Source organism: Sphingobacterium paludis (assembly GCF_004364125.1).
GTDB lineage: Bacteria > Bacteroidota > Bacteroidia > Sphingobacteriales > Sphingobacteriaceae > Sphingobacterium > Sphingobacterium paludis.
Window position 1 is genome coordinate 1 of record NZ_SNZV01000013.1, and the last position, 16,907, is coordinate 16,907.

Sequence of the window (16,907 nt, forward strand, 5' to 3'; positions counted from 1 at the left end):
GCAACTTTACATTAGGTTTGGGGATAGACTCAAGCTCAATAGAGGCTTTTAGGGTTAGATTAATTATCCACTGACACAGTTGGAGTTACACTCCCTATCATACAGAATAGGCTATCGAGTACATGTTTTTTACCTTTAACTTTTTACTTTTAACTTTTTACTGTTCAATCGGCGCGGCAATCTTTATTGTTTAGAACATAGGGTAGTGCGTAGGTCGTAGTGAGAATTGAGATATGGTGAAGTACTTATTATGTAGTGCTTATCATACAGAATAGGCTATCGAGTACATGTTTTTTAATTTTTACTTTTAACTTTTTACTTTTCAATCGGCGCGGCAATCTTTACTGTTTAGAACATAGGGTATTGCGTAGCCCGTAGTAAGAATTGAGATATGATTTAGTAGTTAGTAGATAGTACTTAGTAGGTAGAATAGGGTAGCAGCTAGATGTTTTTTACTTTTAACTTTTAACTTTTCATTTTTTTGCTGTAAACTACTCGCTAACAGCGGTAACTGTATAGCCGCTATCGCGTAGCAATTGGATAACGCCATTTTTTCCGACGAGGTGTGCCGCCCCAACCGCAAATACATACGATTTCCCTTTCATCATGCCCGGCATTTTCTGCATCCAAGCTTGATTACGCGTATCTAAAAGCTGCTCTTGTTTTGGGCCTGATAGAAATGCCGTATTCATCGTGATTTTTTCGATTTCTTGTAAGTTTTCGCTGAAGTACGCTTTTACCAGGTTTTTGGTAACCGCCTTGGTATCCATGGATGAAGTGAGGTAGCTGTAAAGATCTTCGGCAGAGAATAGGCTATCTAGCAAATCTATTTGGAAAGTGGCACTCTCCAGCTCAGCAATAGGCTTTTCTTTGGATTCGGGTAGGTTTTTTAATTCATGCTCCATCATTTTAATATCCTGCATGCTTGGGCAATCGAAGCCCTTTATGGCAAGCAGCGAGATGGCCACGGTCGGTGAAACCTGATCAAAAATTGCTGGCGGAATTTCGTTCGCTATTAATGCGCTATCTATTGCTTTCTTCTTTTCCGCCGATAGGCTGTCGAAGAAATGTGGCTTCGGTGCTATTTTGCTTTGTAGCAAAGCCGCATTTTTCGGATCCGTCACATCAACTTCTACCGCGAGCGCATCGGTAGCGCCCAAAGCAGTTTTCACCTTTTCAGGAATGCGGAAATCTTCGCCGCATGACATGTGCAAGGTGCCAAATAGGTAAGAATCTTTTTCCAATCCATTGCCAGAAATTTTCCACAGCAACGAGTTTTCCTGCGCACTCGTAAATACATAGAAGAAAAGGGCTGTAAAGGTTAGGAAGATTGCTTGTATCTTGATCATACGTTATAAGTTGTTTAAAGGGTTAGTCGGTGCATAGGTCAGATTGTTACAGTTTTTTAAAATTTTATTCATTTTTATGGTAATTAATGGGCTTGCAATAAGTAATACATAGCTTTTTTATGCTTTGAACGTATTAATTCGCTCATAATTCATCTGCCGAAATTAACCCTCATCAGGTTTTGCGCAGTTGCATTTTTTTATTTACCATCTGTATTACGCAATCATCATTGAAAAATATAGCTTAAAGACTAAAGAATGTTTATCCTATATGTCCGCTAATCCCTATTAATAAAACCTCAATTTCGAAGCTAGTAGTAGAGAATCTTTTTTAAGGCTGTCCTCTGAAAGTGGGGGAGGCTGATCGTCTTTTTTTTGACAAAACTATGGGGGCAATCGGTGTTAATGCACTCTAAATAAGCATCAAAAATCCAAGAATAAAGCGTATCTTTGCGGCATGATTAATGTTTCAAATCTAAGCCTTCGATTCGGCAAGCGTGTACTGTTCGAAGATGTCAATTTAAAATTTACCCCTGGAAACTGTTACGGAATTATTGGCGCGAATGGTGCCGGGAAATCCACATTTCTTAAAATTATATCGGGCGAAGTCGACCAAACAACGGGCTCCGTATCGTTTACGCCGGGCGAGCGTATGTCTGTGTTAAACCAGAATCACTATCAGTTTGATGAGTTTACCGTTTTAGAAACGGTAATGATGGGAAACCAGGAGTTGTATAAGGTCATGAAAGAAAAAGACGCGATCTATATGAAAGAGGATTTTTCTGATGCAGATGGCGAGCGAGCGGGCGAATTGGAAAGCTTATTTGCTGAAATGGACGGCTGGAATGCAGAAAGCAATGCAGCAACGCTGTTAAGCAACCTTGGTATTAAAGAAGAACTACACTACAAGCTGGTCAAAGAGCTTGATGGTAACGAAAAGGTAAGGGTTCTGCTTGCACAGGCGCTATTTGGTAATCCGGATGTGTTAATCTTGGATGAGCCTACCAACGACTTGGATATCAATACCATTGCTTGGTTGGAAGATTTTCTGGCAGGGTATGAGGCGACGGTACTAGTCGTTTCCCATGACCGCCACTTTCTAGATCATGTATGTACGCATATCGTCGATATCGATTTCGGTAAAATGACGATCTACAGCGGTAACTACTCGTTCTGGTATGAGTCTTCTCAGTTGGCGTTAAAACAACGCTCAGATCAGAACAAAAAAATGGAAGACAAGGTGAAAGAGCTGCAGGAATTTATACGTCGTTTCTCGGCCAATGCTTCCAAATCAAAACAAGCTACATCCCGTAAGAAAGCACTCGACAAATTGAACATCGAAGATATTAAACCGTCAAACCGGAAGTATCCGGCAATCATGTTCAATCAAATGGATCGGGAGCCGGGCGACCAAATTTTAAGCGTGGAAGGATTGAGCAAAACCGTGAACGGAGAAACCTACTTTAAGGATATTACCTTTATGATCAATAAGGGTGATAAGATCGCCGTTTTGTCAGAGAACTCTTTGGTAACCTCGGCATTTTATGAAATCTTGGCCGGACGCGATACGGACTACACGGGCGATTTTAAATGGGGTATCACCATTACACCAACGGATATGCCTATCGAAAATGCAGGATATTTCGAAGGAGTAAGTGATAACCTGGTGGATTGGCTGCGTAACTACACCACAAAACCGGATGCTGATGAGCAATTTATCCGGGGCTTTTTGGGCAAGATGTTGTTCTCGGGTGAGGAAGTTATGAAAAAGGTTTCTGTACTATCGGGGGGCGAAAAAATGCGTTGTATGTTCTCGAAAATGATGTTGCAAGGCGCCAATTTTTTACTTTTCGATGAGCCTACCAACCACCTTGACTTGGAGTCGATCACCGCATTGAATAATGGAATGCAAGATTTTAGAGGCTCCATGCTATTCACATCTCGTGACCACGAGCTAACAGAGACGGTGGCCAACCGCATTATCGAACTGACGCCAAATGGTATTATCGACAAATTGATGACCTATGACGAGTATATCAATTCTGAAGTGGTAAAGGCACAGCGTGAAGAACTTTACGCAAAGAAAAAATAACGCTTGCGATAGCATAATGAAACGGCGGACAACCAAGTCGCCAACCCTAGGCTAAAGGCTATCTTAAAACCAAATCCCTCTGAACGGGATTTGGTTTTTTTATTAAAATTGGGTACCAAATAGCCTGCTGCTGCGATCAAGACGCTTCTGGAAGCACACAGAACATTTCAGTACGTCGTTTTTTTAAGGCGCCTCATGCTATGTAACTGTGGCTTTTGATCCATGCGCTCGGGCACTGTGTGGAATAGATTTATAAGGCCATCAGGTGGAACACAACCGGCAAATGCTATTCGTAAAATAGGTCAATCGTTTGCGTCGACCTCGCATTTGTATCACCAAAGTATTTTATTTAGTTTGCTGTTTATACGTATTTTATGATCGCAAACTATGAGTACATCTTTTGTTAAAAGCTATTGGTTGTTAGGCTGTGTAGTATGGTGTCTGTCGAATGTTGTCGCCCAGACATCAAGTCCCTTACCCCGTGATTTTCAAGAATTGCCCGATCCAACCTCGGATACCCTTTCAGATTGGTCGGCAGTTACCCCTGGCCTGCATTCATCCTTTGTTACCATAGACAAGCGATTTTCGAAATCCGTAGCGCCTGCTTTTGCGGAGAATAAGCAGCAGGCCATAAGAGGCTGGCGTGGAGAACGGCTGTCTGCCCAGATCCTGCTTTGGACGTCGGCTGAATTGAAAGACCTGCGCATCACGGCGAGTGCATTTAAAAATGAGGCAGGCCACATGTTGCCCGATTCGGCGATACAAGCCCGATTTGTGCGCTATGTGATGACAGACGAATTTGGTCCGGGCTGCGGTTATCGGAAGCCACAAGACTTTGCCTCCTCGCTCGTGCCGGATATGTTGGACGACGTTTCTACCTACACGGTGGAAGGGAAGACGGTAAGGCCGATCTGGGTGCTGGTTGATATTCCTTCGGATGCAAGCGCTGGGCATTACCGCGGTCAGATAACTGTGCAGGGGCCGGCTGTTAGCAAACAAGGTCTGCAGCTAGACATCGAAGTTATTGATCAAGTTCTGCCGCCACCCACCGCTTGGATCTATCATCTCGATCAGTGGCAGCACCCGGCTGCAGTAGCTCGGGTTTCCGGTACTGAAGTTTGGTCGGATGCTCATTTTGATGCCTTAAAGACGGCTATGCAGCCCCTTGCAGATCTAGGGCAAAAAGTGATCACCACAACGCTCAATAAAGACCCGTGGAATGTGCAGACCTATGACCCCTATGCAGATATGATCACATGGACCAAGAACATCGACGGCAGCTGGACCTATGATTACACGGTTTTCGACCGTTGGGTACAATTTATGATGGACTTGGGCGTCAAGAAAATGATAAACTGCTATTCCATTGTTCCTTGGAATAATGAAATCCACTACCGTGATCAACGCCAAAATAAGCTGGTCAATGTGGCCGCAAAACCAGGTACGGCGATTTTTGAAGAATTGTGGACACCATTTTTGAAAGATTTTGTCAAGCACCTGCGCACGAAAGGCTGGTTGGAGATCACCAATATCGCTACGGATGAACGCTCGCGTGAAGAAATGGATGCTGCCTTCGCTTTTTTGAGCAAGGTGTGTCCGGAGTTGGGTGTATCCTATGCCGACAACCAAAAGACTTACCAACGCTATCCAAATAGTGAGGATATTAGTATCTCTGCCGGGCACCCATTCGCTACGGACGATCTTGAAAGCCGCAAGTCGCGCGGACTCAACACCACCTTTTACATTTGCTGTAGTGATGGTTTTCCAAACCAGTTTACCTTTTCTGAGCCTGCGGAATCCGCTTATTTGGCTTGGTATGCCGAGGCGGCAGGTTTCGATGGGATGCTACGCTGGGCCTTCAATTCCTGGGTGGAAAACCCGCTTCAAGATTCACGCTTTCGCACTTGGCCTGCTGGCGATACCTATATTGTGTATCCTCACGGGAGAAGTTCGATTCGCTATGAACGGCTGTTAGAAGGCATTCAGGATTACGAAAAGGTACAGATGGTGAAGCAGCAATTGGAGCAGAAGGGGAAACGGGAAGAATTGAAGCAGTTAAAAGATGCCATAGCAAAAATGAATAGCGTTGTTCGCGACCGCGAATGGAATACCAATCTGAATCAAGCAAAGGATTTATTGAATGATTTGTCAGCCAAGTTGGTTAATTGAGTGCCGTCGCACTTGGCTTTTGGTACATGATTTGATTGTTAGCTACTTAAACAAACAAACATGAGAACAATAGCCTTTATTTTCGCTGGTCTATTTTTGTGCACAGCCTGCGGATCTTCGTCGACAAAAACGACTTCCGAGGAGATGACTACAGCAGACAGCAGCACTTCTGCGACAGAACATGACATAGCGGGCTCTTATACCTATCAACAAGATGGTGATACGGTAGCGTTGCACCTGACCATTCAAGGGACGAAAGCCATGGGACACCTTACTTACGCTTGGAAAGAGAAAGACCATAACAGCGGAACGCTGGAAGGAGAAGTAGAAAATGGGTTATTGCTGGCCAACTATACGTTTGAGTCCGAAGGGATGACATCCGTAAGGGAGGTTGCCTTCAGACTGGATGGGAAGACAGCCAAAGAAGGCTATGGCGATGTGGAAGAAAAGGATGGAAAATTTGTCTTTAAAGACTTTAACAAGCTTAATTTCGATACCGGCTTGGTATTGACAAAACAATAGTATCAGGATGAGAAGGGCTCGTTTACTGCAGCAGATCGAGCCATTCTTTTTTGCTGAATTTTGTAGCAAAATCAACGTCTGTCTTCACTAAGTCCACAGCCAAATCTCTTTTTTTGTCTTGCAATTTCATGATTTTGTCTTCCACGGTATTCGGACAGATTAGTCGCACTGCAATCACGGGTTTGTCCTGACCTAAGCGGTGGCTACGATCTATCGCCTGTGTTTCTATCGCTGGGTTCCACCAGGGATCGATAAGAAACACGTAGTCTGCCGCCGTAAGGTTTAGGCCTACACTACCTGCTTTCATACTGATTAAAAAGATGCGTTTCTTTTTGTCCTCCTGGAACTCTTTGACCAGCTCGCCCCGGTGCTTTGTTTGGCCGGTTAAGTACGAATATGGTATAACACGTTTATCTAGTTCCTCTCGAATCAAGTCAAGCATGTCTACGAATTGCGAAAACACCAATACCTTGTGGTCTCCGGTCAGTTGTGATAGCTGCTCCATCAACACCTCCATTTTAGCTGATATGCTGTTGGCGTATCCTTCCTTCAAAAGTGCTGGAGCATTGCAAATCTGGCGCAGTCTGGTTAACCCGGCCAGCACATGCATATTGATCTGACTGACCTCATCGTCACGAACCCCTTCGAGGTAGTCGCGTAACTCGCCCTCATAGTTATCGTAGATTTCGCGCTGCACGTCGCCCATCTCGCAATAGATCGTGATTTCTGTTTTTTCGGGCAATTCCTTCGCGACTTGTTTTTTCGTTCGCCGTAATAGGAAAGGCGCTATGGTCTGTTGGAGGATTACGGCGCGTTTGCGATCTCCAAAACGATCAATAGGCCCCGCAAATGTATCTTTGAAATAGGTATTGCTTCCCAATAACCCCGGGCAAGCAAAGGATAGCTGGCCATAGATATCGTATGTGCTATTTTCCAAAGGGGTACCCGTTACGGCAAAACGGGTTTGCGCTTGGAGTAGGCAGGCGGCCTTATATCGTGCTGATGTAGGGTTTTTAATCGCCTGAGATTCATCCAGTATTGCAGCCTGAAAGGCGCGTTTCCGTAGTTTTCCGATGTCTGCTACCAGGGTGCCATAGCTGATCAGTAGCACGTCGTACCGCGATAGATGCACATCGTCCAGTTCGCGTTGACTGCCGTGGAGGCACAGCACGCGCAGGGAGGGGGCTAGCTTTTTAAATTCAGCTTGCCAATTGAAAAGTAGAGAAGTCGGTGCAATCACTACGCTTTGTTTAGGAAGTTTATCGCCGTGCTGTAGCAAGAGAAATGCGATGACCTGTATTGTTTTGCCCAAGCCCATATCGTCGGCTAAGCAGCCTCCTAAGTGCATAGACGCCAATTGATTCATCCATTGTAAACCATCTTGTTGATAGGGATGAAGGGTAGTTTGCAAGGTGGCCGGGACGACCACTTTTGCTGGGCAACGTAATAGCGCCGTTTGTGCTCGATAGCTATCCATCCCTTGGCGCAGTCCGGTTTGGACCGCATGTTCGGCAAAAAGAGTTTCGACTTCCGAAAGTGCTATTTGCGGTATTTTAAGCGTGGTGTCATCTAGCACAGCCAGCTGAAAGAAGCGTGCAATCTTGTTGAACCATTCCTCAGGCAGTATGCCATAGGTTCCGTCATCAAGCTGCACGTACTTGCTTTTGTGCCGAATAGCGCGGTGTACCTGTTTGATCGATGCTTTAAGCTCTCCGTAGCTTACCTCCAACTTGCTGTTGAACCAATCCGTTCCGCTCAAGACTTTAATGTCGATTTTCGCCCGGTTAGGATTTAGCTTAGTCAGTCCCAACTCCTGAAAGCCTAACAAGGTGATACCTTCATTTTTCCAAGCTTCAAAAGCCGTTAGAAACCAATCATCTTCCAAAAACTGCTGTTGGTGCAGGTAAAAAAAATCACGCTCTTGCTCTTGCTCCCCAAAATCTTCGTGCTGTATGGATACCATTTTTTTGAAGGTATCCTCGTCCGTCCAGTGTCGGTCCAGCTCATACAGATTGCCGTTGGCATCCTGCGCCCTGATCTGCTTGTGTGAGCTTATCGGGATTTCGATATTTCCATAGCGCATCACGGGCGTGATATGCACATAACTGCCCTCTTGACTAAAGTATATAATGCGCTCACTATCTGCTTGCTGTATCGCTATCTCTTCTTTCGTTGCCTTACGTATGTAGGCGTAATTTATCTTCAGTAGATGTTCCATGGGAGCGAGCGTCCGAGCCAAAAAATCGTCGTATTTGGATTGGTGCACCAACAGCAGGGCGGGCTGCTTTTTGAAATAGTGTATGAGCGTCAAGGTGGAGAAGCTAGGAACCAAAAATAAGTCCGCTTGTCTTTGGAGGAAATATCCATGCGTCACGACCATCTCTTTTACGGGAATACGTTTCTCTTCCCAAATCAAATAGGCGCTCACTTCATAAAACGGTTCTTTTTTAAAGACAAACAGTTCCATGGAAGTATCCAGCTGCTTGACATGTATCGGTCGGATAGACTTGCTGCTGAGTTTTTCGGAAATGTCGCGGTCATGGTAGTAGAACGGAAATTTTAAGGGGTTGGACGCGACGATCTGCAGTGCATGGAAGGTGCTTTCATCCTCCGTTTCGTTGTAGTGCTGCTCAAAACTAGCCAAAGCGGCATAAAATTTTGCCTCTTGGGCATCTTTTGCTTTCCACAGTAGCTGCTTCGGGTCGACGAGGTCAAAGGTACCTTTGGGTTTTCCGGATGCGCTTAGCGCCACATCAAGCAATTCAAATCGAAGATGATCATAGAAACGGTGCCGGCAGAGCACGAGCACGCGCGTCTTGCTCTCTGCAACGCCGGTTTTTCTATGCACTTGGTTGGTCAGCACTTGGAGCATATCATCACTTTTGTGGGGGTCGACCATGAGGATGGCATCGTTTTTAGGGGATACGAGTAAATTTCCTTTGTCATAGCGCAACTCGAAATAGCTGTCAAGGTTGTCTTCCTGCTCCAAGCCGTAGCGTCGAGCATAATCTTGAAAAAGCAAGCGTCTGCTGCCTGTATCAAAAAAATGCCGTAGTGCGGGCACTGTAATCAAGGCCATCCATGTAAACAACTCATGGTAACACAAGAAATTTTCAGCATGCCGGCAAGAGCAATGTATGGAGAGTGAAGTGTCGGTTTGTCGAACGCGCGTTTGTGCGTCCCATGGAATAGATTCACCTAGAGTAAATTCCCCATTACCTATGGATAGGTTGCTCACGCGCAGGCGATGTAAGGCCGCGCGGCTTGGTATCTCTACGCCTTGATAATGCGCAAGCAGATCTACCTCTGTTAAGGTAGCAAAGGAAATGTTTTCAAGGATATATTCTCCGGTAGGGAGTCGCATAATAGGGGAGATATGTACAGAAGCACCGAGTTCACTGTGTCGGGGCTTCCGTAGTTTACTGTTCTAAATTAGCGATAGCATCCTTGAACCGCAGAAGTCGGATATATGCAGGGCATTTTTCCAAGTCTTTTTTCCAGGCATCCACCATTATAAATTGTGTTCGCAAAAAAAGTTCTGCATCAAAAACAACTTGGTCGGGGGATATCACCACGTCTTTAGGAAATGATCGCCCCAACAGCGCTTGCTTCAATTCATCTATCGTCATAAAAGCAAAAGTAGGAAATTAACCAGCGCTATTTATATCAGCGTGGCTAATAATAGGGAGATTTCAACTAAATTGCATTTATCATTTTCGTAGAATGATCTTTCGAAATAGAAACACAAAAAACTCGCCATGCAACAGATACAATTAAATGATGGACAACGGATACCTGTATTGGGATTTGGAACGTACAAAGCGACGAATGAGGAAGGGGTGGCGGCGGTCCTCCACGCACTCAAACTCGGGTACCGCTTGTTTGACACTGCGGCCAAGTATGGCAATGAAGAACAGGTGGGAGCAGCCATTAAACAAAGCGGTATTCCGCGGGAGGAGATTAAGGTAACAACAAAACTCTGGCGAGAAAATTTAGGCTATGCGCAAACCAAGGAAGCCGTTCAGGTGTCTTTAGGAAAGCTGGGTATGGACTACATCGATGTTTACCTTATTCATTGGCCGGCCAATGCAAAGAACTATACCAATTGGCGTCAGGCCAATGCAGATGCATGGCGCGCAATGGAAGAGCTGCAAGCAGCAGGAAAGATAAAAACAATCGGTGTCAGTAATTTCTGGCCTGAACATTTGGATGCCTTACTAGAAACTGCGCGGGTGCCACCGGCTATCAATCAGATTGAGTTTCATCCTGGCTATTGGCAACCGGAGGTATTAGCATATTGCCAAAGCAAAGGAATTGCTGTAGAATCTTGGTCGCCGCTGGCGCGTGGCAAGGTCTTTGGTAATCCGCTCTTGGAGGCACTCGCCCAACGGCATGGAAAATCCGTATCCCAAGTATGTTTACGTTGGGTGATACAACACGATGTAACCGTGATTCCTAAATCTACGTCGGCAGACCGTATAGCAGAAAATTTGGATATCTTCAATTTTGAATTATCTGCGGATGAAATGAGCCAGATCGATCATTTGCCGGAGATGGGTTTCAGTGGAGAGTTGCCAAATAATTGGCCAGATAGGGTTTAACAATTTTTTTTAGAACAAAAATAACAGACAGATGAATAAGGAGCGAGTAGGCTTTATAGGATTGGGAAATATGGGGCACCCTATGGCAAAGAATTTAGAGGCCGCTGGATTTCCGCTAACGGTATACAACAGGACGTCGGCGCGCACCGCAGGCTTTGATCCGTCGACACGTGTGGCGGATGACATCACGGAGCTATTGGCGCATAGCGATATTGTGTTTACCATGCTTACGGATGATCGGGCGGCCAAGGATGTATATGAGCAGGTATTGATACATACTGTTGCGGGCAAATTGTTTGTGGATATGAGTACCATATCGCAAGATTGCTCCATACACATCGGGCAAGCGCTTCAAGTGAAGCAAGCTTCTTTACTTGATGCCCCGGTAGCGGGCAGTACCACACCGGCCAAGGAAGGTACGCTGCTCTTTATGCTTGGCGGTGCCGAACAGGATGTGGACCGCGCCCGCGTTTACCTGGAAAAGATGGGAAAAACGATTAAGCATCTGGGTGCAAACGGAAAGGGACTAGCTGCAAAAATTGCACTCAATTATTTTTTATCCATCCTCTACCAAGGATTGGCCGAAATGACCTTGTTTGCCGATACATTGGGTCTTTCCAGAGAAGATATGCTAGAGATCGTCAATGCCAGTGCCAGCGGCAGCGGCGCTACTAAAGTGAAAACGCCACTACTAATAAATAACGACTTTTCGCCGGCCTTTGCGTTGGATCTCATGTTGAAAGATACAGCATTGGCCGCACATCTTGGCGCAGACTTTCCGGCCGGCGGCGCCGTTATGCAAACATTGCAAGCTGCCAGTGCTGCGGGCCACGGGCAAGATGATGTTATTGCCGTCATACAATATTTGAAAGAAAGGGGATAAGTGCCTTCGGCAATTAGCAGCTTACACGTGACAACTTCTGGCCGCGCTGTCAAGACCTATTCGCCGCGTTGGGGAAACTGGACCATTGAAGCCTTGTAGGTTTAGCCGACTAACTGATGGAGCCTTGCCTTAATACGTAAAGCAGGGGGAAGAATCCCCCCAACTTTACATGTTGGTTAATATCGGCATGAAATCCTTAGTCGGCCCATCATTCCTCATATGTAACCTTATTTTCTGCCAAAAAGTGGTTAATGTCATTTCTCATTTCTTCTGCGACATGGTGCGAGCCGACACGCGCATTGAAGTTTCCATCGTCGAACAGCGTTACTTCGGCCAAAACCGTTACGCTATCCTTATCATTGACCTCTAAGGTCAGATCATTACCTTTTCGTTCTATAAGCTGTATCGTGTGCATATCTTTTTAAATATTGAACAATATACATCCGTAAAGGGTTTTTGCTATTTTGCTATTGATTTTACGAAATAAAATTAAATTATAGGAGTAGAGCATGATTATTGTTGTATTTTTGTCAATCAACTTACACTTCTGTATAAAATAATGAATTTAGGTTTTATAATGCAGGCGCTGCTAGCCGTGTTGCTCTTGTTCACTTCCTGCAGTGACCGGGTAAAAGATAATTTGGGTGATGAGACAAATTTTTTAAAGGTCACCGTCAACGATAAAGTAGAGATTTACAATAACGTATCTGCCCGCTGGGTAGAGGGGGGCAATAGCTTAGAAATTACGGGCACTCGAGATGGATCCTCTTGGATGAAAATCAACGTACTGGCCAAAGATGCTAGAGTTTCCGTGGGCACCTATATGTTGGATGACGACTCTACATTCGATATTGTAGCGACCTATTCCCGAATAAACGATAACCAGCAGGCGAATTTCGCAGCTACCCGAGGTACTGTTTCTCTCTTAGATGCGTTTACCTTCGAAATTGATGACCTCAACGAACATGCTATAGAAGGATCTTTCTCAGGAACCCTTATTGCCGTGCGGGGCCTAGAGGTGCTTGACGCTGTAGAGCTAAAAGATGGTTCGTTCAGCACGTCGATAAAAAAGCAGTAAAAAAAGAATTCCCTATCTCACGACGGGGAATTTCCTACTAGATATACTCCACAAAAATGTGGATAGTTTTGACGCACTTAAATATAGCAGTATTTTTTTAAATTCACAATGATTTGAATATAATTTTTTTGTGCTTTATCATTTTGGTGTTACTTGGCCACTAATACATCGCCTTCAAAGACGATTCCTTCCCAACCATGCTGGCTAAACTGACGAATATTTTGATGATCGGTTCCGGTCGGCGAATTCAGCACGGCCTGGTAATGTTCCGCGAAGAGTAGTAAAGTATCCGCTTTGGAAAGGCTATTGATGCGGGCAAACGCGAAAACCTTTGCGCTGCCTTGGTTTTGATGAGCGGTGTTGGAAGCCTCGCCATTGCTAAAAGCGGTTGCTGTGTGTTGGTAAAGATTGTCAATGTGCGCAATGACATCGGTAAACTGGATTCTTTTTGTACGCAAATCCTCCAGTAGTGTTTCGATTTTTTTCGACATAATATGTGATGATGAATGGTTCTTTTGTCTATCTCCTGCAAAACTATTATATATTTCGGAAAATAAGCAGGCAAACCGGTACAGTATGTATCTTTGGAGGATGGACATATCGGCTACCATGCAACCGCTTATACATTATGGGCTACATTTTCTAGCACCAGCAGGAATCGCCTATCTTTTTTATCGTCAACGCTGGAAGTTTGCTTGGTTGATTTTATTGAGCACGATGCTGGTCGATCTGGATCACCTTTTGGCAGATCCGATATTTGACCCCAATCGCTGTAGCGTGGGCTTTCATTTGTTACACTCTTATGTGGCCATAGGCATTTACACGGTGCTGTTCCTCTTTTCGAAGCGCGGCTCGGTGTTGCAACTCATTACGTTAGGTCTGTTGTTCCATATGCTGACGGATTTTATTGACTGCCAATTAGGAAAATGGCTTTAACACCGGCTTGCCGCTACGTACAAGCATGATGCGTCGAGCTACAGCCGACCAGCCCGCTGAGCGCGAACTGCATTTTACAGGACTTATTTCTTGGGCTGACTTAGCACTGCAGATAGCAGAATTTCTCATCCGCTTGTCGCTTCGTCTCAACAGAAAAATGATTAAGGTGTTTCAGCAGGAATGTTCGTACATTGGCTTTGATAAATAAGTTACCAACGTAAAACCACGATTCCAGATGAAAACCATATGCCATTTCAGTGCGCTTCTTATGGCGTTATCATTTTTTTTCTGCCGTTGTGCGGCGGACCAGCATAACGATACCACATACTCCGGACTAAAGAAAGTAAACTTTGAAGGGATCGTGCACGGCGACTCCACGCATCTGTTTGTCTTGCGTAACCCGCAAGGTGCTGAACTGTGCATGACAAACTATGGTGGACGTATCGTGTCACTCTGGATTCCTGATCGATCAGGAACATTTAGAGATGTAGTATTGGGCTTTGATCATATCGACGAATACACGGCAAAGCCCTCTTCATTTGGTGCGACAATCGGTCGCGTAGCCAATCGTATAGACCACGGAAAGTTCATTTTGGATGATGACACCGTACGATTGGATATTAATAGTGGCGAGCATAGCATACATGGCGGCGCGTCGGGCTGGCAAAACCAAGTTTTTACGGGCAGACAGCTTTCGGATAGTAGCTTGCTGCTAAGCTATACCTCACCTGATGGCGAAGGTGGATTTCCTGGCAAGGTGGCTGTGCAAGTCCGCTACACGTTGACAGCGGATAATAGCCTAGCTATTCACTATACCTGTAAAGCGGATAAGAGAACGCCAATCAATATGACCAACCACAGCTTCTTCAATTTGTCTGGAGACCCCAATAATACGATACTGCAAGATAGCTTGTATGTCAATGCCGATAGTTTTACGCTCTTGCGCCAAGATTTGATCACTACCGGCGATTATTGGCCGGTCGCCCATACGCCATTTGATTTCCGGACAAAAACTGCTATTGCCGATGCCTTAGGCAAACCAGGAAATGCCGCCGATCAATTAGCCATCGTACAGGGCATAGACCATAATTTTGTTTTAAATACACAGCGGGATTCTACTCGGCTTGCGGCAAGCCTATACGCTCCCAAAAGTGGCATCCAGATGGATGTGTATACAGACCAACCGGGGCTACAGGTGTACACGGGGAATATGCTGGATGGATCGCGCAAAGGAAAAAGAGGTATTGTTTATAAAAAACAAGCAGGCATTTGCCTAGAATCGCAGTATTTCCCAGACTCTCCCAATAAATCTGATTGGCCATCGACCATACTAGAGCCTGGCGATACATATAGTCATGTATGTGTGTATAAGTTTAGCGCTAGGGATTGAGCGTATAACGCTTGTTGGTACACAAAAACGAAGCTGTACAAGGAATAATATCGAAACAAGTCGGCCTCCAGCCCGAATCATGGTGGAGGCCGATGGTATGTCAACACATCGTGTTAATGGAGGGTGGGGTCAAAGCTGCCGCCCCAATTGCTGTTTTGCGCTACTGTTGGGCTTCTGTCCATTACCGATTGCTGGATAGGGAAGAAGTAGAATGTTTCCGGAACGCGGTTTATTTTTTCACCTACGATGGGAACTTGCAGGGTACTGTAGCGAAATTGACTTTCCACCAGCTGATCATTATCAACGAGCTCTTTCGCCGCAGCCAAGCTCATATCCGTTCCGTTTGCGTTGATGGCAATGGCCTCGACACCGTGCTTCGTCGTGCCATCCAAAATATCCAATCTGCGTAACCTCCGCAAATCCCAAAAGCGGTGACCCTCAAAGCAAAACTCTATATTTCGTTCGGCCAGCAAGGCGTCGCGAAGTTGCTCCTTCGTGCTGGCATTGATGCCATACGCACCGTCGTTTCCAGCCTCAATGCCCGCACGCTGGCGAATTTGTTTCAAGAGCGCCAATGCTGTCGAAAAATCTCCTGTTTCATTGGCTGTTTCGGCATAGTTGAGCAAAACCTCGGCAAATCGCATCAGCACAAAATCAATATCATACTGTGTCTGTACTTCGGTTTGTAGCAAGGAAAGCCGACTATTTTTCAGGATAAAGAAACCGCTATAGCGACTCAGGTTTGTCGAGCTTACACTCGCGTTAGGGTTTACGCCGAAGTCATCCAATGCGTCGGCCAAGCCCAATGACGTGTATTGGCGCTTACCTACTTTTCTAGAAACTTCGTAGACTTTAGCATTCCATACAATTGATTTCTCAAATCGCGGGTCACGGTTTTCCCAATAGCGCTGTAGAAATTCGTTGTCTGAGCGGTAATATTTGCCTGTTGGGTCATTATAAAGCTTGCCGTCGGCCATAGGGAAAGCTTTGACAAATTCCCAGCTAGGGACGGCGTTCGCTGGACCTCTGCTCTCCGACCCGGGGCGCACGCCATAATCCCAGTTTGCTGTTTTGTTGGGGTAGGCATTGATCACAGCGAACACCACCTCGGGACCTTTTTCCTGCAACGTGATATTGGCATAGTCGGGTGTAAGGCTGTAACCCTCGGCAAGCAGCTGTTCATAAGCCAGTTTATTCGCTGCATGAGCCGTAGCCCAGTGTACATTACCGTATGGATTTCCTGGATTAAACTGCGGGGATGCCATATATAGCAAAACTTTTGCCTTAAAGGCCGTTGCAAAGTTGCCATCGATGCGGCCATAATCGGATGATCCTTTTTGTATGGTTTTGGGGAGGTAGGCGATGGCCTCATCCAGATCCTTCAGCATCAGGTCAAAGCATTCTTTGGTACTGTTTCTCGGCACCTGCAGATCATCCTGTGCTAGGTCTTGCGCAGTAGTTACGTAGGGCACGCCACCATGATGCTTCACCATATCAAAGTACATATAGGCACGCATAAATAAGGCCTGACCGATCACATTTGACTTTTGATCTTCGTTTAGGCCGGTGCTTGCCGCTACTTTTTCAATAGCAGTATTGATCTTCCTGATTTCTTCATAATCCCACGATTTGAATGTCGTGTTTTGGATGGTGACCAAATTTGTCGTAAAGCTGATGTTTACCAATTGGTCGCTGTATAAATCGGCTTGCGTGTTCCAATTGCCAAATAAGGTATAGAGATTGGCCAGGTACGCGTTCACGAGATTCGGGTCGTTCCACACCTTTTCCTCATCCAACGATTGCAGATCTTCAATAGAAAGGGTATTGCTGCAGGAGGTGAACAATAGGGAAGCTAATAGAAATTGAACTATATTTTTCATGATTTGTCCT

The 16,907-nt window shown here is 45.4% G+C and carries 15 protein-coding genes; 9 read left to right on the forward strand and 6 right to left on the reverse strand.

The window, feature by feature from the left end; genetic code table 11:
• Window positions 1-491: 491 nt before the first annotated feature.
• Window positions 492-1,349 carry a TraB/GumN family protein gene (locus B0I21_RS18590; protein WP_133641999.1) on the reverse strand — a complete coding sequence of 286 codons (858 nt, stop codon included), beginning with the start codon at window positions 1,347-1,349 and terminating at the stop codon, window positions 492-494.
• Between the two features lie 454 nt (window positions 1,350-1,803).
• Between B0I21_RS18590 and B0I21_RS18595 the strand changes: the two genes are divergently transcribed.
• The 3 genes from B0I21_RS18595 to B0I21_RS18605 all read left to right on the forward strand — a co-directional run bounded on the left by B0I21_RS18595 (window position 1,804) and on the right by B0I21_RS18605 (window position 6,129).
• The gene (locus B0I21_RS18595) at window positions 1,804-3,438 is read left to right on the forward strand and encodes an ABC-F family ATP-binding cassette domain-containing protein (protein ID WP_133642000.1); all 1,635 of its coding nucleotides are present in this window, start codon (window positions 1,804-1,806) and stop codon (window positions 3,436-3,438) included.
• Between the two features lie 387 nt (window positions 3,439-3,825).
• On the forward strand, window positions 3,826-5,607 hold the full coding sequence (locus B0I21_RS18600; protein ID WP_133642001.1) for a DUF4091 domain-containing protein: 1,782 nt from the start codon (window positions 3,826-3,828) through the stop codon (window positions 5,605-5,607).
• A 60-nt stretch (window positions 5,608-5,667) separates the two neighbouring features.
• Entirely contained in the window at window positions 5,668-6,129 is a 462-nt protein-coding gene (locus B0I21_RS18605) for a hypothetical protein (protein ID WP_133642002.1), read from the forward strand.
• Between the two features lie 22 nt (window positions 6,130-6,151).
• Here B0I21_RS18605 and B0I21_RS18610 read toward each other — a convergent pair whose 3' ends face one another.
• Together B0I21_RS18610 and B0I21_RS18615 are read right to left on the reverse strand one after the other, a co-directional pair.
• Entirely contained in the window at window positions 6,152-9,493 is a 3,342-nt protein-coding gene (locus B0I21_RS18610; protein ID WP_133642003.1) for a DEAD/DEAH box helicase, read from the reverse strand.
• 55 nt (window positions 9,494-9,548) lie between these two features.
• Window positions 9,549-9,758 (reverse strand): DUF6965 family protein, encoded by a 210-nt coding sequence (locus tag B0I21_RS18615; protein WP_133642004.1) that lies wholly within the window; start codon window positions 9,756-9,758, stop codon window positions 9,549-9,551.
• Between the two features lie 129 nt (window positions 9,759-9,887).
• Between B0I21_RS18615 and B0I21_RS18620 the strand changes: the two genes are divergently transcribed.
• Complete coding sequence (locus B0I21_RS18620; protein ID WP_133642005.1) at window positions 9,888-10,730, forward strand: aldo/keto reductase; 843 nt, start codon at window positions 9,888-9,890, stop codon at window positions 10,728-10,730.
• 31 nt (window positions 10,731-10,761) lie between these two features.
• Window positions 10,762-11,613, forward strand: a complete 852-nt coding sequence (locus B0I21_RS18625) for an NAD(P)-dependent oxidoreductase (RefSeq protein WP_133642006.1) — start codon at window positions 10,762-10,764, stop codon at window positions 11,611-11,613.
• A 208-nt stretch (window positions 11,614-11,821) separates the two neighbouring features.
• On the opposite strand, the gene B0I21_RS18630 is transcribed toward B0I21_RS18625, so the two are convergent.
• Window positions 11,822-12,028 carry a hypothetical protein gene (locus B0I21_RS18630; RefSeq protein ID WP_133642007.1) on the reverse strand — a complete coding sequence of 69 codons (207 nt, stop codon included), beginning with the start codon at window positions 12,026-12,028 and terminating at the stop codon, window positions 11,822-11,824.
• Between the two features lie 144 nt (window positions 12,029-12,172).
• On the opposite strand from B0I21_RS18630, the gene B0I21_RS18635 reads away from it, so the two are divergent.
• Entirely contained in the window at window positions 12,173-12,691 is a 519-nt protein-coding gene (locus B0I21_RS18635) for a hypothetical protein (RefSeq protein ID WP_133642008.1), read from the forward strand.
• A gap of 149 nt (window positions 12,692-12,840) precedes the next feature.
• On the opposite strand, the gene B0I21_RS18640 is transcribed toward B0I21_RS18635, so the two are convergent.
• Complete coding sequence (locus tag B0I21_RS18640) at window positions 12,841-13,182, reverse strand: HopJ type III effector protein (protein WP_133642009.1); 342 nt, start codon at window positions 13,180-13,182, stop codon at window positions 12,841-12,843.
• A gap of 100 nt (window positions 13,183-13,282) precedes the next feature.
• Here B0I21_RS18640 and B0I21_RS18645 point away from each other — a divergent pair, with 100 nt between their 5' ends.
• The 3 genes from B0I21_RS18645 to B0I21_RS18655 are packed head-to-tail and all read left to right on the forward strand — an operon-like array spanning window position 13,283 to window position 15,017.
• On the forward strand, window positions 13,283-13,627 hold the full coding sequence (locus B0I21_RS18645; protein ID WP_243836256.1) for a DUF6122 family protein: 345 nt from the start codon (window positions 13,283-13,285) through the stop codon (window positions 13,625-13,627).
• A gap of 28 nt (window positions 13,628-13,655) precedes the next feature.
• The gene (locus B0I21_RS18650) at window positions 13,656-13,835 is read left to right on the forward strand and encodes a hypothetical protein (RefSeq protein WP_208292394.1); all 180 of its coding nucleotides are present in this window, start codon (window positions 13,656-13,658) and stop codon (window positions 13,833-13,835) included.
• A 60-nt stretch (window positions 13,836-13,895) separates the two neighbouring features.
• Window positions 13,896-15,017, forward strand: a complete 1,122-nt coding sequence (locus B0I21_RS18655; protein ID WP_208292395.1) for an aldose epimerase family protein — start codon at window positions 13,896-13,898, stop codon at window positions 15,015-15,017.
• Window positions 15,018-15,130: 113 nt separating this feature from the next.
• On the opposite strand, the gene B0I21_RS18660 is transcribed toward B0I21_RS18655, so the two are convergent.
• Window positions 15,131-16,897: a RagB/SusD family nutrient uptake outer membrane protein gene (locus B0I21_RS18660; RefSeq protein ID WP_133642012.1), complete on the reverse strand. Its 1,767-nt coding sequence runs from the start codon at window positions 16,895-16,897 to the stop codon at window positions 15,131-15,133.
• Window positions 16,898-16,907: the final 10 nt, after the last annotated feature.